General features: G+C 63.4%; 16 protein-coding genes and 1 pseudogene. 8 read left to right on the top strand and 9 right to left on the bottom strand.

What is annotated here, in order from left to right; translation table 11 throughout:
• Positions 1–24 precede the first annotated feature (24 nt).
• Positions 25–585 carry a TetR/AcrR family transcriptional regulator gene (locus NUH87_RS08880; RefSeq protein WP_338525652.1) on the bottom strand — a complete coding sequence of 187 codons (561 nt, stop codon included), beginning with the start codon at positions 583–585 and terminating at the stop codon, positions 25–27.
• 166 nt (positions 586–751) lie between these two features.
• Between NUH87_RS08880 and NUH87_RS08875 the strand changes: the two genes are divergently transcribed.
• Complete coding sequence (locus NUH87_RS08875; protein ID WP_338525651.1) at positions 752–1,405, top strand: GntR family transcriptional regulator; 654 nt, start codon at positions 752–754, stop codon at positions 1,403–1,405.
• Positions 1,406–1,420: 15 nt separating this feature from the next.
• Positions 1,421–2,272: an urea carboxylase-associated family protein gene (locus NUH87_RS08870; RefSeq protein WP_103495867.1), complete on the top strand. Its 852-nt coding sequence runs from the start codon at positions 1,421–1,423 to the stop codon at positions 2,270–2,272.
• 28 nt (positions 2,273–2,300) lie between these two features.
• Here NUH87_RS08870 and NUH87_RS08865 read toward each other — a convergent pair whose 3' ends face one another.
• Together NUH87_RS08865 and eat are read right to left on the bottom strand one after the other, a co-directional pair.
• Positions 2,301–2,468: a DUF2897 family protein gene (locus tag NUH87_RS08865; RefSeq protein WP_084615110.1), complete on the bottom strand. Its 168-nt coding sequence runs from the start codon at positions 2,466–2,468 to the stop codon at positions 2,301–2,303.
• Between the two features lie 122 nt (positions 2,469–2,590).
• Positions 2,591–3,955 (bottom strand): ethanolamine permease, encoded by a 1,365-nt coding sequence (gene eat, locus NUH87_RS08860; RefSeq protein WP_338525650.1) that lies wholly within the window; start codon positions 3,953–3,955, stop codon positions 2,591–2,593.
• A gap of 261 nt (positions 3,956–4,216) precedes the next feature.
• On the opposite strand from eat, the gene pyrF reads away from it, so the two are divergent.
• Positions 4,217–4,915, top strand: a complete 699-nt coding sequence (gene pyrF, locus NUH87_RS08855) for an orotidine-5'-phosphate decarboxylase (RefSeq protein ID WP_338525649.1) — start codon at positions 4,217–4,219, stop codon at positions 4,913–4,915.
• Between the two features lie 88 nt (positions 4,916–5,003).
• On the opposite strand, the gene NUH87_RS08850 is transcribed toward pyrF, so the two are convergent.
• Positions 5,004–6,008 (bottom strand): NADP-dependent oxidoreductase, encoded by a 1,005-nt coding sequence (locus NUH87_RS08850; protein ID WP_338525648.1) that lies wholly within the window; start codon positions 6,006–6,008, stop codon positions 5,004–5,006.
• 236 nt (positions 6,009–6,244) lie between these two features.
• Between NUH87_RS08850 and NUH87_RS08845 the strand changes: the two genes are divergently transcribed.
• The 4 genes and pseudogenes from NUH87_RS08845 (at position 6,245) to NUH87_RS31235 (ending at position 10,765) form a co-directional block, all read left to right on the top strand.
• On the top strand, positions 6,245–7,006 hold the full coding sequence (locus NUH87_RS08845; RefSeq protein WP_040070388.1) for an SDR family oxidoreductase: 762 nt from the start codon (positions 6,245–6,247) through the stop codon (positions 7,004–7,006).
• A gap of 250 nt (positions 7,007–7,256) precedes the next feature.
• Complete coding sequence (locus NUH87_RS08840) at positions 7,257–8,681, top strand: PLP-dependent aminotransferase family protein (protein WP_338525647.1); 1,425 nt, start codon at positions 7,257–7,259, stop codon at positions 8,679–8,681.
• Positions 8,682–8,797: 116 nt separating this feature from the next.
• Positions 8,798–9,856 (top strand): annotated as a pseudogene (locus tag NUH87_RS31240) (methyl-accepting chemotaxis protein); the annotation flags it as partial.
• 27 nt (positions 9,857–9,883) lie between these two features.
• Positions 9,884–10,765, top strand: coding sequence for a methyl-accepting chemotaxis protein (locus NUH87_RS31235; protein ID WP_422393930.1), 882 nt, complete (start codon positions 9,884–9,886; stop codon positions 10,763–10,765).
• Positions 10,766–10,896: 131 nt separating this feature from the next.
• Here the strand turns inward: NUH87_RS31235 and NUH87_RS08830 are convergent, their stop codons facing one another.
• Positions 10,897–12,087 (bottom strand): benzoate/H(+) symporter BenE family transporter, encoded by a 1,191-nt coding sequence (locus tag NUH87_RS08830; protein WP_338525645.1) that lies wholly within the window; start codon positions 12,085–12,087, stop codon positions 10,897–10,899.
• Between the two features lie 227 nt (positions 12,088–12,314).
• On the opposite strand from NUH87_RS08830, the gene NUH87_RS08825 reads away from it, so the two are divergent.
• Entirely contained in the window at positions 12,315–13,079 is a 765-nt protein-coding gene (locus tag NUH87_RS08825; RefSeq protein WP_338525644.1) for a GntR family transcriptional regulator, read from the top strand.
• A gap of 10 nt (positions 13,080–13,089) precedes the next feature.
• Here the strand turns inward: NUH87_RS08825 and guaD are convergent, their stop codons facing one another.
• Genes guaD through xdhA form a run of 4 tightly spaced genes read right to left on the bottom strand, consistent with a single transcriptional unit; the run spans position 13,090 to position 19,091 of the window.
• Positions 13,090–14,394, bottom strand: coding sequence for a guanine deaminase (gene guaD / locus NUH87_RS08820; RefSeq protein ID WP_338525643.1), 1,305 nt, complete (start codon positions 14,392–14,394; stop codon positions 13,090–13,092).
• 8 nt (positions 14,395–14,402) lie between these two features.
• Positions 14,403–15,245, bottom strand: a complete 843-nt coding sequence (xdhC, locus tag NUH87_RS08815) for a xanthine dehydrogenase accessory protein XdhC (RefSeq protein WP_338525642.1) — start codon at positions 15,243–15,245, stop codon at positions 14,403–14,405.
• Positions 15,242–17,644 (bottom strand): xanthine dehydrogenase molybdopterin binding subunit, encoded by a 2,403-nt coding sequence (gene xdhB / locus NUH87_RS08810; RefSeq protein WP_338525641.1) that lies wholly within the window; start codon positions 17,642–17,644, stop codon positions 15,242–15,244. Before xdhB ends, xdhC begins: the two co-directional genes overlap by 4 nt.
• A complete protein-coding gene (gene xdhA / locus NUH87_RS08805; protein ID WP_338525640.1) occupies positions 17,637–19,091 on the bottom strand; it encodes a xanthine dehydrogenase small subunit in 1,455 nt (484 codons plus the stop codon). The genes xdhB and xdhA overlap by 8 nt, the downstream gene beginning before the upstream one ends.
• Positions 19,092–19,222: the final 131 nt, after the last annotated feature.

The raw sequence follows: 19,222 nt of genomic DNA, 5'->3' as shown, positions 1-19,222 counted from the left end.
TCGGCCTCTTCTCAAGGCGGTGTCTTATTCCACCTGGTCCTTCAAATGTGCTTTCGCCACCGCCAATATCTTCTGCGCCAACGCTTCATCCTCGGCACTCCTGGATAGCACCAGCGCCCCCACCAGCGTCGCCAGCATGACAATGCTCTGGTCCTGTGCCTCCGGCCCCGACCCCAGCGCCTCCTCCACTTGCTTGAGCCGCGACTCGATCACCGTATCCGTCGTCGGGCTTGGCTCCCCTCGCTGTCCCAGCTCCAGGCACATGGTCGGTAGCGGGCAGCCGTGATCCGGGGTGGTCAGGTGCCACTCGGACAGATAGCTATCGATAAAAGCCTGCAGCGGCTTGTCCTGGCTGAACAGCGTATCGCAGTGCACATCCAGCTCGGCCGCCGCTTCCTGCAGCGCCTTCTCCACCAGCTCATCCTTGGATTTGAAATGCGCGTAGAAGCCACCATGGGTCAGGCCCAGCGCCTTCATCAGGGGTTGCAGGCCAGTCGCGCCAATACCATCGCGTCGAAAGCGGGCGGCGGCCTCCTTGATGATCCGTTCGTGGGTCTGGGCTTTATGGTCTTGCGAATACCGCATGGCGGGCTCTCCAAATCGTTAAGCCATGATAACCGTGACTTATGGACGATTCGTCATGTTTTTTCAGGTGCTGCGGAACGCGTGGAGAAAAGCACAGGAAGTGGATGTGGCATGAATAGTGGTTACCCATTGTTCTACGATTGTTGAACAATCCGAGGTGAGAATCATGAGTGCACAGCTGTCCCTGGCCGACCAGATTACCCTGGAGTTGCGTGCCGACATTATCGGCGGTCGCCTGCTGCCGGGCATGCCGCTGGTGGAGAACGATCTGGTCAGTACCTACAACGCCTCGCGAAACACGATTCGCGAGGCGCTCCACCGGCTTGGCCAGGAAGGCCTGGCGCGTTACGTGCGGAACAAGGGCGTGATGGTGCGACGTCTGGGTCGTGATGAGGTACGCGACCTTTTCCAGGTTCGCCGCACCCTGGAGCTGCAGGCCATCGCCCTCAGCAAACCCCTGCGCGAATACCAATCCGACCGCATGCTCGAATCCATCGAGGCGGCCGAGCTGGCCCGCGAGCGCGAGGACTGGCGCGCCCTGGGTACCCACAGCCTGGCGTTTCACCAACATATCGTCGGTTTGATGCGCAGTCCCCTGTTCGATGAGTTCTTTACCAACATCGTCGCGCAGTTACGCCTGGTGTTTTGTGCGGCACCCGACGAGCAGCGTTTTCAAGCACCCTGGCTGGCGCGTGACCGCTATATCCACGACCGGCTCGCCGAGGGCGACAAGCAAGCCGCGGGGGAGGCGATGAGCCTTTACCTCGACGACTCCGAGCAGATGCTGCTCGATTTTTTAAGCCGTCCTTCCCATCACTGATCGAGGATCTTGACCATGTACAAAGACTATCCCGCCGCCTATCAGGTCAGCAAAGGGTCGGCCTTGCAGGTGGACACCGCGTTCTACGAGCGTATTCGCGAGGAAAAAGACGCTCGTACGCTGATCGAGCAGTTCGAGGTGCCGATCCGTACCGGGCGGGCCTGGAAGGTGCCGGCCGGCCATGTGTTCCGGGTGACCACGCCGGTTGGCCCGCAGGTCGGCGACTTCAACGTCTGGAATGCCAACGACCCGCGCGAGCGCCTCTGGGCGGCACGGACCCGTCAGTTGCAAGGCGCTCACGTCAGTACCCATGACCGGCTCTGGTCGAACCTGCCGTTCCTGCGTCCGCTGGTCACCATCACCGACGACAGCCTGGCCGGCTACGGGATCGACGAGCATGGCGGGCGTCTGCACGATCTGTTGGGCACGCGCTGTGATCCCTATGTGAATCGGATGCTGACGGGGGAAGACTTCCATCATCACTGTCACTCGAACCTGACCCGCGCAGTGCTGCCCCATGGCTTGACCGAGTTCGATGTCCACGACGTGTTGAACATCTTCCAGTGCACCGGGCTCAATCATGACGACATGTATTTCATGAAGGCCTGTCCGGCGCAGAAGGGCGATTACCTGGAATTCTTTGCCGAGATCGACCTGCTGTGCGCGCTGTCCACCTGTCCTGGTGGCGATCTCTCATTACCGATGTGGGGTCCCGAGGCACAGGACCCGCTCAGCGTCTGTCGCCCGCTGGGGGTGGAGGTCTATCGACTGGAGCCGTCATTGCTCGAAGGCTGGAGCTCGCCTGAGCGAGCAGCCTACAAGGGCCTGCATGGCTTGCACATCGCCAAAGCTGACTGGGAGAAGTGAGAGGAGGGCATGCTTGCAGAGTGGACGATCAGCGATCCTTTGCATCCTGGGCGTCCATTTCGGCATTACGCTCCTGAATGCGCCGACGTTGTTCGTCGGTCAGTTCCACTTTGCTCGCGGTGTCGCGCAACATCATCAGGCTGCCGACGATGGAGCCGATGGCAACGACGATGATCAACCAGGCATACCAGGGCATGGGATTCTCCTTGATGGGCCGCTTGCGGATGAGCCTTTCATCCGCAAGTGTCGGCCCTTACCACTTTGAGTCAAAAAATTTCTCAGTGGTTCCATTGTAAGCCCGATCTGCCCGGATAGCCCTTAAAGTCCGGTCAGCATCGCATCGGCCGGTGCGGCGGCGCGCAGTTGTCCGGTCAACAGGAAGTAGAGGAAGCCCGCAGCCATGAAACCGAGGAAGATCAGGCCGATCAGCGTGTTGAACCAGGCCATCGCGATCAGGCACACCACCGCCAGGACCAACGCGATCCCCGGCACGATCGGATAACCCGGGGCGCGGAAGCTGCGCTCCAGGTTCGGCTCGCTGCTGCGCAGCTTGAACAGGCTCAGCATGCTGATGATGTACATCACGATGGCGCCGAATACCGACATGGTGATCATCGCCGCCGTCAGGCTCATGCCTTGCAGGTTGACCAGCCCGTCGCTGTAGATCGCCGCGATGCCGATCAGGCCACCGGCAATGATGGCGCGATGCGGGGTCTGGAAACGCGACAGCTTGGCCAGGTAGGCGGGCAGGTAACCGGCCCGGGCCAGGGCGAAGAACTGCCGCGAGTAACCCAGGATGATGCCGTGGAAGCTCGCCACCAGGCCGAACAGGCCGATCCACACCAGCATGTGCATCCAGCTGGAGTTGTTGCCCACCACGGCTTTCATCGCCTGGGGCAGCGGGTCGTTGATGTTCGACAGTTGGCGCCAGTCGCCGACGCCACCGGCCATCACCATCACGCCGAGGGCCAGGAACACCAGGGTCAGGATCCCGCCGACGTAGGCCTTGGGAATGGTGCGCTTGGGGTCCTTGGCTTCTTCGGCGGCCATGGCCGCGCCTTCGATGGCGAGGAAGAACCAGATCGCGAAGGGGATCGCCGCGAAGATGCCGGGGATCGAGTCGAGGCTGAAGCTGCTCGCCCCGGACCAGCCGTTGAGTACGAAGTTGCTGAAGCTGAAGCCCGGTGCGACCACGCCCATGAATACCAGCAACTCGACGACCGCGAGCACGGTCACCACCAGTTCGAAGGTGGCGGCGATGCTCACGCCGAGGATGTTCAGGCCCATGAACACCACGTAGGCACCGACGGCGGCGAGACGTGGGTCGAGGTCCGGGTACTGGACGTTGAGGTAGGCGCCGATGGCCATGGCGATGGCCGGCGGGGCGAAGACGAATTCGATCAGGGTGGCGATCCCGGCGATCAGGCCGCCGCGTTCGCCGAAGGCCCGGCGGCTGTAGGCAAAGGGGCCGCCGGCATGGGGAATGGCGGTGGTCAGCTCGGTGAAACTGAAGATGAAGCAGGTGTACATGGTCGCCACCAGCAGGGTGGTGACGAGAAAGCCCAGGGTACCGGCGCTCCCCCAGCCGTAGCTCCAGCCGAAGTATTCGCCGGAGATCACCAGGCCGACCGCGATACCCCACAGGTGCAGCGTGCCCAGCGTGGGTTTGAGTTGTGTGTTCATGCGTTTCTCCCTGAACGGTTTGGATACTGCTCGGATCAGGTGATTGCAGCGGGCGTGCCAGTCGCCGGGATCAGGTCGTAATAGACGAAAAGCTGTCGTATCGAGGACGTTTCGCCGATGTTCACCTGGATTTCGACTTGCTTTGGTGCGAGCTCGGGCATTTATGGCGCATCAGGGCTAGATTTACCGATCACCGGGTCCCGGTCTGCCCCGGGTTCCGCTACAATGCGCGCCGATTTCGACTTGCCAGAGAGCCCGCCCATGTCCGCCTGCCAGACGCCTATCATCGTCGCCCTGGATTTCCCTTCCCGTGACGCCGCCCTGAAGCTGGCCGATCAACTGGACCCGAAGCTGTGCCGGGTCAAGGTCGGCAAGGAGCTGTTCACCAGCTGTGCGGCGGACATTGTCGGCACCCTGCGTGACAAGGGCTTCGAGGTGTTCCTCGATCTGAAATTCCACGACATCCCCAACACCACGGCCATGGCGGTCAAGGCGGCGGCGGAGATGGGCGTGTGGATGGTCAACGTGCATTGTTCCGGTGGCCTGCGCATGATGGCGGCGTGCCGTGAGGTGCTGGACCAGCGCAGTGGGCCGCAGCCGTTGTTGATCGGCGTGACCGTACTGACCAGCATGGAGCGCGAGGACCTGGCCGGCATCGGCCTGGATGTCGACCCGCAGGTGCAGGTATTGCGTCTGGCGGCGCTGGCGGAAAAGGCCGGGATGGACGGCCTGGTGTGCTCGGCCCTGGAGGCCACGGCGCTCAAGAGTGCCCACCCGGGCTTGCAACTGGTAACGCCGGGGATTCGTCCCGCGGGCGCGGCCCAGGATGATCAGCGGCGTATCCTGACCCCGCGTCAGGCGCTGGATGCCGGTTCCGATTACCTGGTGATCGGTCGTCCGATCAGCCAGGCGGCCGACCCGGCCCAGGCGCTGGCGGCGGTAGTGGCCGAGCTGGCCTGATCGGCGATGGGGGCCGCTGATGGCCCCGTCGTGAGCAATCGGTCGCTGCCCGATTGCTCACGCGACGATCATCTGGAAAAACGCCGGTTCAGACCTTCAGCACCAGCTTGCCGAAATTCTCCCCGCTGAACAGCTTCATCAGCGTCTCCGGAAAGGTCTCCAGGCCTTCGACGATGTCTTCCTTGCTCTTGAGCTGGCCCTTGGCGATCCAGCCGGCCATTTCCTGTCCGGCCGCGGCGAAGCGACTGGCGTAGTCCATCACCACGAAGCCTTCCATGCGGGCGCGATTGACCAGCAGCGCCAGGTAATTGGCCGGGCCTTTCACCGCTTCCTTGTTGTTGTACTGGCTGATGGCGCCGCAGATCACCACGCGGGCCTTGAGGTTCAGGCGGGTGAGCACCGCGTCGAGAATATCGCCGCCGACGTTGTCGAAATACACATCGACGCCTTTCGGGCATTCGCGTTTCAGGCCGGCGTTGACGTCCTCGCTCTTGTAGTCGATGGCGCCATCGAAGCCCAGTTCGTCGATCAGGAACCGGCACTTCTCGGCGCCGCCGGCAATCCCCACCACCCGGCAACCCTTGAGCTTGGCGATCTGTCCGGCAATGCTGCCGACCGCGCCGGCCGCGCCGGAAATCACCACGGTTTCGCCGTCTTTCGGGGCGCCGACATCCAGCAGGGCGAAGTAGGCGGTCATGCCGGTCATGCCCAGGGCGGACAGGTAGCGTGGCAACGGCGCCAGTTTCGGATCGACCTTGTAGAAGCCCTTCGGCTCACCGAGGAAATAATCCTGCACGCCCAGGGCGCCGTTGACATGATCGCCGACGGCAAAGCCCGGGTGGTTGGAGGCCACGACCTGGCCGACACCCAGGGCGCGCATCACTTCGCCAATACCCACCGGCGGGATGTAGGACTTGCCCTCGTTCATCCAGCCGCGCATGGCCGGGTCAAGGGACAGGTATTGGTTCTTGACCAGGATCTGGCCCGCTCCCGGCTCGCCCACCGGCACTTGCTGGTAGGTGAAGGTCTCGCGGGTCGCAGGGCCGACCGGGCGCTTGGCCAGCAGGAATTGGCGATTGTTCTGGGTGGTCATGGCAGGCACTCGAAGATCAATGAAGTCTTGTAGATAGACCCTCATCGGGCCGACGGCAAGTTTTGCAGGTCAGGCGAATAGGCCGCGATCCACTTCAATGATGAAAGGTCGCCGGAACTTATCACTGCGATGCATGAGCCATTAACCGGCCTTCTGATAGTGCTGCCGTGACAGTCGGTCCGCTGGCTAGACTCGAGAGCACAGCAACCCTTTCGTATTGCATTGAGGACATCACCATGAGCATGACGTTTTCCGGCCAGGTAGCCCTGGTGACCGGCGCGGCGGCCGGCATTGGCCGCGCGACCGCCCTGGCGTTCGCCGCCGAAGGCCTGAAGGTGGTCGTCGCCGACCTTGACGTCGCCGGCGCCGAAGGCACGGTCGAGCTGATCCGCGCCGCCGGCGGCGACGCCGTGTTCGTGCGTTGCAATGTCACTCAGGAGGCGGATGTCGAGAACCTCATGGCCCAGGCCGTGAGTACTTACGGACGGGTCGACTACGCCTTCAACAACGCCGGTATCGAGATCGAGAAAGGCAAGCTGGCCGATGGCACCCAGGACGAGTTCGACGCGATCATGGGCGTCAATGTCAAAGGCGTCTGGCTGTGCATGAAGCACCAGTTGCCGCTGATGCTGGCCCAGGGCGGTGGCGCCATCGTCAACACGGCCTCGGTAGCCGGCCTTGGCGCGGCGCCGAAGATGAGTATCTACGCGGCGTCCAAGCATGCGGTCATCGGTTTGACCAAGTCGGCGGCGATCGAATACGCGAAGAAGAAAATCCGCGTCAATGCCGTCTGCCCGGCGGTGATCGATACCGACATGTTCCGTCGCGCCTATGAGGCCGATCCGAAGAAAGCCGAGTTCGCGGCGGCCATGCATCCGGTCGGACGCATCGGCAAGGTCGAGGAGATCGCCAGTGCGGTGCTGTACCTGTGCAGCGATGGTGCCGCTTTCACCACCGGCCATGCCCTGGCCGTGGACGGCGGAGCCACCGCGATTTGAGCTGTCGTTCGCTTCGCCCGGGACAGTAGCCCTTTTGCAAGGAACCCGCCTAATGGCGGGTTTTTTTATGTCCGCCGGTGTTGGAAATACAGTCGGTGGATTCCCTCCCGCGCGTCAGCCGGTGTCTCCAGGGCCCGGTGGGCGGGCCTTCCGGGGCGCCGGCGAGAGGCTTTTTGTGCAAGCAAGGCCCCCGGTCTTTTGTGTTTAACTGTTTAACGAGAGATAACAATGGGTTGGAGCGTCAAACACAATGGATTTGGAAATTGATCGGCAGGCGCTGGTTCCCGTCGTGCAGCAAATCGTCAACGCGGTGATCGAGTGGATTCGTAGCCATCGCGCGGGCCCCGGGACTCGCCTGCCATCCGTTCGACAGTTGGCCAAGGACAACCTGCTCAGCCAGGCGAATGTCCTGGAGGCGTGCCAGCGCCTGGTGGCCCAAGGGGTGCTGACGCCCCGCAACGGCTCGGCCTTTATCGTCTCGGACGCCCAGGGTGATGCCCGGGACAGCGGCGAGCCGCAATGGTATGAAGGGTTGGAAGCGCAGTGGGGGGGCTTCAGCGAGCATCCTCTGGGCGAGTTGAAGCTGGGCTGCGGCTGGGTGCCCGAAAGTTGGCGCGAGAGCGATGACATCGCCTATGCCATTCGCCAGGTCAGCCGTACGCAGATGCATGGGATGTTCAGCTACAGCACGCCCCTGGGACTGCTGGCGTTGCGTCAGCAGATCCACAAGCGCCTGGTGCAAAAGGGTATCCCCTGCGCCCCCGAGCAGATCCTCACGACCCACGGGGTCACCCAGGCGCTGGACCTGCTGGTGCGCCACCTGCTCAAGCCGGGTGACTGTGTGCTGGTGGAAACACCGGGTTACGCCAACCTGTACAAGCTGCTGGCACTGCAGGGGGTCAAGTTGCTGGAGGTGGAGCGGACACATTCCGGGCCGGACCTGGAGCAATTGCGCCAGCTGTTGCAGCAGTACCGCCCGCGGTGCCTGTTCATCAACAGCCTCTACCACAACCCGACAGGCACCAGCCTGAGCCTGGCGGTGGCCACCCAACTGTTGCAGTTGGCGCAGGCCCATGACTTCCAGATCATCGAGGACGCGGTCTACAGCGATCTCCAGAGCGGGCCGGGCGTGCAGTTGGCCGCGCTGGATAACGCCCAGCGGGTGATCTACGTGGGCGGATTCTCGAAAACCCTGAGCAGCTCGTTGCGGGTCGGCTTCGTCCGCGCCCGGGGCGAACTGATCCAGCGTCTGGCGCAAGTGAAGATGATCACCAGCCTCGGTGCCTCGCGTTTCGCCGAGTGCGTGGTCGCCACGCTGCTGGCCAATGGCACCTATCGCAAGTTGGTGCAGCGACTGCGCCAGCGCCTGGGCGTGGAACGGATCACCACCCTGGATACCTTGGAGAGGGCGGGCTGGGAGGTGTTCGCCGAGCCCGCCGGCGGCATGTTCATCTGGGCGCGCAGCCCGGGTTATCCACTGGCGCAGGTGCTGGCGCGCGCGCGCAAGCTGGGGGTGCTGCTGGCGCCGGGTGAAGCCTTCATGCCGCAGGGTACACCCAGCGACTGGCTGCGGATCAATGTGGCCTATGCTTCGGACCTGCGCGCGCAGAAGTTCTTCCGTCTGCTGGGTAGCGCCGAATCGACCTCGACCATTCTGAAAGCGACGCGGATGTAGCTTCTGGCCATTATTCCGGCGCCAGAGGCTTGTGCTTTACCCGTCCCGATTGCCAATCTGCACGAATCTTGAATGGGCGTGTGCACCTTCAGCCTTCTAATCGGGGATTTAGCGCCATGATTTCTGCCGCGCAAGGACGTTTCGCCAACCTCGGTATGGCCAAGAAACTGGGTATCGGGTTTGCCTTGGTATTGCTGCTGACCGGTCTGGTGGCGGCCATCGGCGTCTGGTCCTTGCAAACCATCAGCTTGCGCTTCGATGGACTCAAGCAGATGTCTTCGCTCAACAGCCAGTTACTCCGGGTACGTTTGCTCGAGCAGGAATATGCACTGCATTCGGACCCCAAGACGGTCGATGCCCTGCACAAGGGCGTCGACGGCCTGTTGGCGCAGGCGCAGACCCTCAAGGCGCAATCGGCGGCCAATGTGCCGGTCATGACCGATGTCGAGCAGGCCCTGGGCGCCTACCGCAAGGCGTTCGACGAGTTCGTCGAGTTGAACCAGACCAAGGACCTGGCGCTGGAAATGGCCAGCTGGTCGGTTGACAGCGTGGCGAACAACCTGGATGTGCTGCAGTCCGGCCTGTCCGATGACGGCACTTATGCCCTCAAGGACTCCCAGGGCAAGGACGGCAAGGATTTTATCGAGCAGTCCGGTCAGGTCAGCCATGTCTCGCAGTTGATGTTGCAGGCGATGAACGAGGCCCGGGTGCGCCTGGACCAGAGCCGCAAAGGCGATGAAGAGAACCAGAACAAGGGCAAGATCGAGCAGGCCGACCAGGCGTTGGCCCAGGTCGAACAACTCAAGGCTTCGGTCAAGGACCCCGGCTACCAGACAGTACTCACCGAGGTCAGCGGCCACATCGCCAGCTTCGGCGAAAAGCTGACCGAATACACCGGCCTGCTGGAGCAGGAGAAAAAGGTTTACCAGCAGTTGCATGAGCGCGCGGCCCAGGTGGTGGAGCGGGTCAACCAGGCCTATGCCGCCGAGGACCTGTCGATGCAGGCCGAGCTGAAGAAAAATTCGCTGTTGATCATCGGCTCGTCCGCCCTGGCCTTGCTGGTCGGCCTGGTGGCGGCGTTGGTGATTACCCGCCTGATCGTCGCGCCGCTGCGCAGTGTGATTCTGGTGGCCCAGCAGATTGCCGCCGGTGACCTGACCGGCAAGGTGGAGGTCAAGCGCCGCGATGAAATCGGTCAACTGATGCTGGCCATGCAGCAGATGGGCGCGGGCTTGAGCGGTATCGTCAGTGGGCTGCAGGCGGGGATCGAGCAACTGGCGACGTCGGCGCATTCGTTGTCGGCGGTCACCGAGCAGACCAACCTGGAAGTCAGCACCCAGAAGGAAGAGACCGAGCAGGTCGCCACCGCGATGAACCAGATGACGGCCACGGTGCACGATGTCGCGCGCAATGCCGAAGAAGCCGCCCAGGCGGCGCAGACCGCCGACGGCAAGGTCGACAGCGGCCAGCAGGTGGTGCGCCAGAGCATGCAGCGTATCGAGCAACTGGCGGATTCGGCCAACTCGGCGAGCCAGAGCATCGAAAGCCTCAGTGCGGAAATCCAGAATATCGGCACGGTGCTCAGCGTGATCAAGAGCGTGGCCGAGCAGACCAACCTGCTGGCCCTCAACGCGGCCATCGAGGCGGCCCGTGCCGGTGAGCAGGGCCGTGGCTTTGCCGTGGTGGCCGATGAGGTGCGGGCCCTGGCCAAGCGCACCCAGCAGTCCACCGAAGAGATCGAGCGCCTGGTCAGTGCCCTGCGCGCAGCGGCGCAGACGTCGGTGCAGCAGATCCAGAGCAGTGGCGAGTTGGTCAAGCTGGCGGTCAGCGACGCGTTGCAGACCGAGAGCGCGCTGGGCAGCATCGCCGCGGCGGTGTCGCTGATCCAGCAGATGAACCAGCAGATCGCGGCGGCGGCCGAGGAACAGAGTTCGGTGGCCGAAGAGATCAATCGCAGCGTGACCAGCATTCGCGCCAGTGCCGATCAGTCGGCGGTGGCGATGCAGGGCAACGCGGCGTCAAGCATCGAGCTGGCGCAACTGGGGATGGAATTGAAGGGGATGGTGGGGCATTTCCGGATCTGATCCGCTCAGGTCCGGCTGAACGCGTTTCCTGTAGGAGCCGGCTTGCTGGCGATAGTATCGACGCGGTCTCCTGTTAAACCGCGTCGACTGGATCGCCAGCAAGCTGGCTCCTACAGGTTCTGTGGTGTTGCTCAGGCCCTGCGCCCGTTGAGGATTATCAGCGTCAGCACCCCCGCCACGATCCCCCAGAAGGCCGAACCCACCGAAAACAGCGTGAACCCCGAGGCCGTCACCATGAAGGTGATCAGCGCCGCTTCCCGCTCCTTGGGCTCGGTCATGGCCAGGCTCAAGCCGTTCATGATCGAGCCGAACAGCGCCAGCGCCGCGATCGACAGCACCAGCTCCTTGGGCAGGGCGGCGAACAGGGCCGCCAGCGTGGCACCGAAGGTCCCGGCAATCCCATAGAAAATTCCGCACCAGACGGCGGCCGTGTAGCGCTTGCGCTTGTCCTCATGGGCATGCGGCCCGGTGCAGATGGCCGCGCTGATGGCGGCCAGGTTGATCCCGTGGGAGCCGAAGGGCGCCAGCAGCAACGAGGCGATCCCGGTCACGCTGATCAACGGCGACGACGGCACGTTGTAGCCGTCGGCGCGCAGCACGGCGATGCCGGGCATGTTCTGCGAGGTCATGGCCACCACGAACAGCGGAATGCCGATGCTGATGGTCGCGGCCAGGGAGAACGACGGCGTGGTCCATACCGGCTTCGCCACCTCCAGGTTGAAGCCGCTGAAATCCAGCAACCCGAGCATGCCCGACAGGGCGGTACCGACCAGCAGGGCGGCCAGCACGGCATAACGCGGCGACAGGCGCTTGACGATCAGGTAGCTGAAGAACATCCCCAGCACCAGCCCGGTGCGATGTTGCGCGGCGATGAAGATCTCGCTGCCAATCTTGAACAGGATGCCCGCCAGCAGGGCCGCCGCCAGTGAAGAGGGCAGGCGCTTGACCAGCTTCTCGAAACTGCCGGTCAGGCCGCAGAGGGTCACCAGCACCGCGCAGGTGATGTAGGCGCCGATCGCCTCGCCGTAGGTCACCCCGGACAGGCTGGTGATCAACAGCGCCGCACCAGGCGTCGACCAGGCGATGGTGATCGGCGTGCGATAGCGCAGGGACAGGCCGATGCTGCAAATCGCCATGCCGATCGACAGGGCCCAGATCCACGAGGATATCTGGCCGCTGGTCAGTCCCGCGGCTTGCCCGGCCTGGAACATCAGCACCAGGGAACTGGTGTAGCCGGTCATCATCGCGATAAAACCGGCGACCACGGCGGAGGGCGACGTGTCGGCCAATGGGCGCAGGCGTGCCTGGGTGAGATCGGTCATGGGGCGGCATTCCTTGTACAGGGAAAACGGGCGATAACGGTTTCGGTAGACTAAACGTAAAGGTGGCCGCTGATTGCAATACAGCCGCTGCGGCAAACAGCCGTACAGTCGTGTTGGCACCCAGGTTTGTGTACAATGTGCCATGTTTTTCCGTGCTACTTGTCAGTGACCCGCTGTGCCGTTCGCCAGCTGAGGTCCATTCGCCGCCGTCTCCGATCCGAGTGCCCATGAACGAACAGTTGCAGCCCCTCAAGAAACAACCGCGCGCCGGCAAGGCCGGCCGCACCGGGACCCAGGACGATATCGTCTACGCGCATATCTTCGAGGCGATTCTCGAACAGCGGCTGGCGCCCGGGACCAAGTTGAGCGAAGAAGCGCTGGGGGAGATTTTCGGGGTCAGCCGGACCATCATTCGGCGCGCCTTGTCGCGCCTGGCCCATGAAGGCGTGGTGTTGTTGCGGCCGAACCGTGGCGCGGTGGTGTCCAGCCCCAGTGTCGAGGAAGCCCGCCAGGTGTTCCTGGCCCGGCGCATGGTGGAGAAGGCGATTACGGAGCTTGCGGTATTGCACGCCACGGCCGAGGAGCTGGCCCAGTTGCGGCAGATGGTCAACGACGAGCGCGACAGTTTTTCCCGGGGCGATCGTGGGGCGGGGATCCGCCTTTCCGGCGAGTTCCACCTCAAGCTGGCGGAGGCGGCGAAGAATGCCCCGCTGATCAGCTTCCAGCGCAGCCTGGTGTCGCAGACTTCGTTGATCATCGCCCAGTACGAAAGCGGCAACCGCTCGCACTGTTCCTACGATGAACACACCCAGTTGATCGACGCCATCGAGGCCCGGGACGGGGTGCTGGCGGTGGACCTGATGATGCACCACATGGACCATATCGACAGCAAGCTCAACCTCGACGAGGAAAGCGCCTCGGATGACCTGCATGCGGTGTTCTCGCATTTGCTGCAGGCCAAGAAACCGGGGCGGCCTGCGGCAAAGCTGTAGATCGGGGGCCTCAGCGCTGGTGCACCAGATTCCCCGCCGCGTAGGTCTGTTTCACTGTCCGGTCATCCCCCAGGGTCATCAGCACGAACAAGGTCTCGGCAATGTTCTTCGCCTGCTTCAGGCGATAGCTGAGCAGCGGCGTGGCGTGGTAGTCGAGCACCAGGAAGTCGGCGTCGCTGCCCGGTTGCAGGCTGCCGACCTTGTCCTCCAGGCGCAACGCCCGGGCGCCGCCTAGGGTCGCCAGGTACAGCGACTTGAACGGACTCAAGCGTGCCCCCTGCAATTGCATCACCTTGTAGGCCTCGTTCAGCGTCTGCAGGATCGAGAAGCTGGTCCCGCCGCCCACGTCCGTGCCCACGCCGACATTCAACTTGTGCTTCTCCGCCATCGGCAGGTTGAACAGGCCGCTGCCGAGGAAGAAGTTCGACGTCGGACAGAACGCCACCGCCGAGCCGGTCTGTGCCAGGCGTGCACATTCGTCGTCACACAGGTGCACGCCATGGGCGAACACCGAGCGCTCGCCCAGCAACCGGTAATGGTCATAGACATCCAGATAACCCTTGCGATCGGGGAACAGCTCCTTGACCCACTGTACTTCCCGCAGGTTCTCGCTGATGTGGGTCTGCATGTACAGGTCCGGGTATTCGCCCAGCAACTGACCGGCCAGGGTCAATTGCTCCGGCGTTGAAGTCGGTGCAAAACGCGGCGTCACCGCGTAGTGCAGGCGCCCCTTGCCGTGCCAGCGCTCGATCAGCGCCTTGCTCTCCAGGTAGCCGGACTCGGCGGTGTCGGTCAGGTAGTCCGGCGCGTTGCGGTCCATCATCACCTTGCCGGCGATCATCCGCAGGTCGAGCTTGCCGGCGGCCTCGAAGAAGGCCTCCACCGATTGCGGATGCACGCTGCCGAAGACCAGCGCGGTGGTGGTGCCATTGCGCAGCAGTTCCTTGATGAAAATATCCGCGACTTCCTCGGCATGGGCCGGGTCGGCGAACTGGCTTTCGCAGGGGAAGGTGTAGGTGTTCAGCCAGTCCAGCAATTGCTCGCCATAGGCGCCGACCATGCCGGTCTGCGGCAGGTGGATATGGGTGTCGATAAAGCCTGGGGTGATCAGCGCGTCGGTGTGGTGGATGACTTCAACGTCGGCGCTCAGGGTCGGCAACAGACCGCTGGCAGCGCCGAGGGCGATGATGCGGCCGTTCTCGACCACCAGCAGGCCGTCTTCGAAATATTCATAGGACGCCTCGATGCCGACCTCGGCCGGATCGGCGAGGCTGTGGAGGAGGGCGGCGCGGTAGGCTTTGCGGTTCGAAGGCATGGTTTCTCTCAGTGCGTGGCCTGGCTGCGGCGCGAAGCCGGCAGCAGTTTGGCAATGGGTTCGGCGCTTGCGCTGTGCTGGCCGAAATTCGCGTTATAGGTGGCGATGATCTCGCCGGCGATGGAGATGGCGATTTCCACGGGCAGCTTGCCTTTGACTTCGGCCAATCCCAGCGGGCAGCGCATGCGTTGCAGTACGCCGCTGTCGAAGCCGCGTTCGCGCAGGCGGTGTTCGAACTTGACCCGTTTGGTCTTCGAGCCGATCAGGCCGAAGTAGGCGAAGTCGTTGCGCTTGAGGATCGCGGCGCTGAGCTCCAGGTCAAGCGGGTGGTTATGGGTCATGACGATGCAGTAGCTGCCCACGGGCAGGTGCTCGATTTCGTCCACCGGCTCCTCGCTGACGATCTTGCGCACGCCGCTGGGGATCTGCTCCGGAAACTCCTGCTCGCGGGAATCGATCCAGCGTATCCGGCAGGGCAGGCTGGCCAGCAAGGGGACCAGAGCGCGACCGACATGCCCGGCACCGAACACGGCGATTTCCGCCTGGACCTGGCCTATGGGCTCGAACAGCAGCACCGTGACCCCGCCGCAGCACTGGCCGAGGCTGGCGCCGAGCGTGAGGCGTTCCAGACGGGTGCTCTGCTGGCCGCTGGCGAGCATCTCGCGGGCGATCTGCATGGCCTTGTATTCCAGGTGACCGCCGCCGATGGTGTCGAAGCTGCTGGCCGCACTGACGACCATTTTCGAACCGGCATTACGCGGTGTCGAGCCGAGCTCTTCGATAATGGTCACCAGCACGCAGGGTTCACCCTGGTTCTGCAGGTCGGCGAGGGCGCTGAGCCAGCTGTTCATAGACACCTCTCCGTCGTCTGTTCGATCACCATCGTCTTCTCCGCCTTGGCTTGGCGCATCTGCTCGCAGCCCCACAACACCCGCTCAGGCGTGGCCGGTGCATCGATCTTCGGCTGAACCCGGTAATCCGCCAGGCTCGCCACCGCATCCTTGAGCGCGCACCACACGGCAATCCCCAGCATGAACGGCGGCTCGCCCACCGCCTTGGAATGGAACACCGTGTCTTCCGGGTTCTTGCGGTTCTCCACCAGCCTGACCCGCAGGTCCAGCGGCATGTCGGCCACCGCCGGGATCTTGTAGCTGGCCGGGCCATTGGTCATCAACTTGCCCTTGGCGTTCCACACCAGCTCTTCCATGGTCAGCCAGCCCATGCCCTGGATAAAGCCGCCTTCCACCTGGCCGATATCGATGGCCGGATTCAGCGAGGCGCCGACGTCATGCAGGATGTCGGTGCGCAGCAGCTTGTACTCGCCGGTCAGGGTATCGACGATCACCTCGGCACAGGCCACGCCAAAGGCGAAGTAGTAGAAGGGCCGGCCACGCGCCTGGCTGCGGTCGTAGTAGATCTTCGGCGTCTTGTAGAAACCGGTGCTCGACAGCGACACCTGGGCGAAATACGCCTGCTGGATCAACGCCTCGAACGTCAGGATCTGGTCGCGTACCCGCACATGGCCGTTGCGGAATTCCACGTCCGCCTCGCTGACCTTGTACTGCCGCGCGGCAAATTCCACCAGCCGCTGCTTGATGATCTCGGCGGCGTTCTGCGCCGCCTTGCCGTTCAGGTCGGCACCGCTGGAGGCGGCGGTGGGCGAGGTGTTCGGTACCTTGTCGGTGTTGGTGGCGGTGATCTGCACCCGGTCGATTTCCACCTGGAACACCTCGGCCACCACCTGCGCGACCTTGGTGTTCAAGCCCTGGCCCATCTCCGTGCCGCCGTGGTTCAGGTGGATGCTGCCGTCGGTGTAGACGTGCACCAGCGCCCCGGCCTGGTTGAGGAAACTGGCGGTGAACGAGATGCCGAATTTCACCGGCGTCAGCGCCAGGCCTTTTTTCAGCACCGGGCTGTGGGCGTTGTAGCGGCGAATGGTTTCCCGCCGCTCGGCGTACTGGCTGCTGGCTTCGAGTTCGGCGGTCATCTCTTCGAGCATGTTGTGCTCGACGGTCTGGTAGTAATGGGTGACGTTGCGCTCGGTCTTGCCGTAATAGTTGGCCTTGCGCACCGCCAGCGGATCGAGGCCCAGGTGCCGGGCGATGCTGTCCATCACCTCCTCGATGGCGACCATGCCCTGCGGGCCGCCGAAGCCGCGATAGGCGGTGTTGGAGGCGATATGGGTCTTGCAGCGGTGGCCGTTGACGGTGACGTCGCCCAGGTAATAGGCATTGTCGGCATGGAACATCGCCCGGTCGACAATCGACGCCGAGAGGTCCGGCGAACAGCCGCAGTTGCCCGCCAGTTCCAGGTTGATCCCGTGCAGGCGGCCGTTGCTGTCGAAGCCGACGTCGTACTCGATATAGAAGGGGTGGCGCTTGCCGGTCATCAGCATGTCTTCGACCCGTGGCAGGCGCATCTTGGTCGGTTGCCCGGTCAGGTGCGCCACCACCGCGCACAGGCAGGCGGGGCTGGCGGCCTGGGTTTCCTTGCCGCCGAAACCGCCGCCCATGCGGCGCATGTCGACCACGATCTTGTTCATCGACACGCCGAGCACCTCGGCCACCAGCTTCTGCACTTCGGTGGGGTTCTGGGTCGAGCAGTAGACGAGCATGCCGCCGTCTTCGGTGGGCATCACCGAGGAAATCTGGGTCTCCAGGTAGAAGTGTTCCTGCCCGCCGATATGCAGGTTGCCCTGGATACGGTGTTCGGCAGTGGCCAGGGCGGCGGCTGAGTCGCCGCGCTTGTGGGTGTGGCTGTCGAGCACGAAATGGCGCTTGCGCAGGGCCTCGACCACATCCAGCACCGGCTCCAGGTCTTCGTATTCGATCACCGCGGCCATGGCCGCCTGGCGTGCGGTGTCCAGGTCGCGGGCGGCCACGGCCAGCACTGGCTGGCCGACGAACTCGACGATGTCGATGGCCAGCAACGGGTCGCCCGGCAGCAGCGGGCCGATGTCCTTGAGGCCGGGAATGTCTTCGTGGGTAATGGCGATGCGCACCCCTTCGAAGGCATAGCACGGCGTGGTGTCGATGCTGAGGATGCGCGCATGGGCGCGGTCGGACATCCGTGCATAGACATGCAGCTGGTTGGGGAACTCCAGGCGGTCGTCGATATACACCGCCTCGCCGGACACGTGCTTGTCGGCGCTTTCGTGCTTGACGCTGCGACCGACGCCGGTGCTCAGGTCCCGGGCGAACAGTTCGGCCATCTCGGCCTGGGTTTTTTCCACCACGTGAGGGTTAGACATAAGCGGTCACCCGAGTCTCGATGTACGGTGTTTGCAGTTCGATGAAGTACTTGCGCAGCAGGTTGCGGGCACTGAGCAGGCGATATTCCTTGCTGGCGCGGAAGTCCGACAGCGGGGTGAAATCTTCTCCCAGCGCCGTGCAGGCACGTTCCAGGCTGTCCTGGTCCCAGGACTGGCCGACCAGTGCGCGCTCGCAGGCCCTGGCTCGTTTGGGAATCACCGCCATGCCGCCGAAGGCGATCCGGGCCTCGGCCACGACGCCGTTTTCGATGCGCAGGTTGAAGGCCGCGCAGACCGCTGAGATATCGTCATCCAGGCGCTTGGAAACCTTGTAGGCGCGGAACTGCCAGGCGGCACTGGCCCGGGGTACGCTGATGCTTTCGATGAACTCGCTGTCCTGGCGGGCGGTGACCCGGTAGTCGATGAAATAGTCTTCCAGCGCCAGGGTACGCGTGGTGTCGCCCTTGCGCAGTCGCAGTTGTGCGTCCAGGGCGATCAGCAGCGGTGGCGAATCGCCGATGGGCGAGGCGTTGCCGATATTGCCACCCAGGGTGCCCTGGTTGCGGATCTGCAGCGAGGCGAAGCGTTGCAGCAGTTCGCCGAAGTCCGGGTACTCGGCCTTGAGGGCGGCGTAGCAATCGGAGAGCGGGGTGGCGGCACCGATTTCCAGGTGGTCGTCGAAGGTCTCGATGCGCTTGAGTTCAGCCACGTTGCCGACATAGATCATCACCGGCAAGGTGCGGTGGAACTGGGTGACTTCCAGGGCCAGGTCGGTGCCGCCGGCCAACAGTCGGGCTTGCGGATACGAGTCGTAGAGCGCGGCGAGGTCGGCGACCGTCAACGGCACCAGGCAGCGCTTGTCGCCGCTGTTCAGTTCCGCGGTTTCGCTGGGGGCGATGGCTTTGAGTTGGGCGATGGTCTGGGCTTCGCGGGCGTCGAACTGATCGGCCGGCTTGTTGCAGCAGGCGCGTTCGGCGGCGGCGAGGATCGGCCGGTAGCCGGTGCAGCGGCAGAGGTTGCCGGCCAGGGCTTCATGGGCCTTGTGGCTGTCCGGCGCATCGCTGTTCTTTTGCAGGGCGAACAGCGACATCACGAAGCCCGGCGTGCAGAAGCCGCACTGCGAACCATGGCAGTCGACCATGGCCTGTTGCACGCTGTGCAGTTGGCCCTGGTGCTTGAGGTCTTCGACGCTGATCAGTTGCTTGCCGTGCAGCGAGGAGACAAAGGTCAGGCAGGAATTGAGGCTGCGATAGCGGATGTGCTCATGGCCCGAATCGTCGCGATGCAACTCGCCGACCACCACGGTGCAGGCGCCGCAGTCGCCGCTGGCGCAGCCTTCCTTGGTACCGGGTTTGCCCATGTGCTCGCGCAAATACTCGAGCACCGTCAGATTCGGGTCCAGGGCGTGCTCGCGACGGAGTTCCTGGTTGAGTAAAAACTGGATCACGGAAGGCCTCGCAGACTCATTATTGTTGTTGACCAATGAGCAGAATCTAGTGATATCTGACTTTGCGGTCAACAAATATCTGACCTAAGGGTCAGGAAAACCCGCGATTGAAAGCGTAGAGCGCTTTCTCT

The organism is Pseudomonas batumici (genome assembly GCF_036585405.1).
In the GTDB taxonomy this organism is placed as follows: Bacteria; Pseudomonadota; Gammaproteobacteria; order Pseudomonadales; family Pseudomonadaceae; genus Aquipseudomonas; species Aquipseudomonas batumici.
This window is presented reverse-complemented; position numbering and strand designations above follow the sequence as displayed.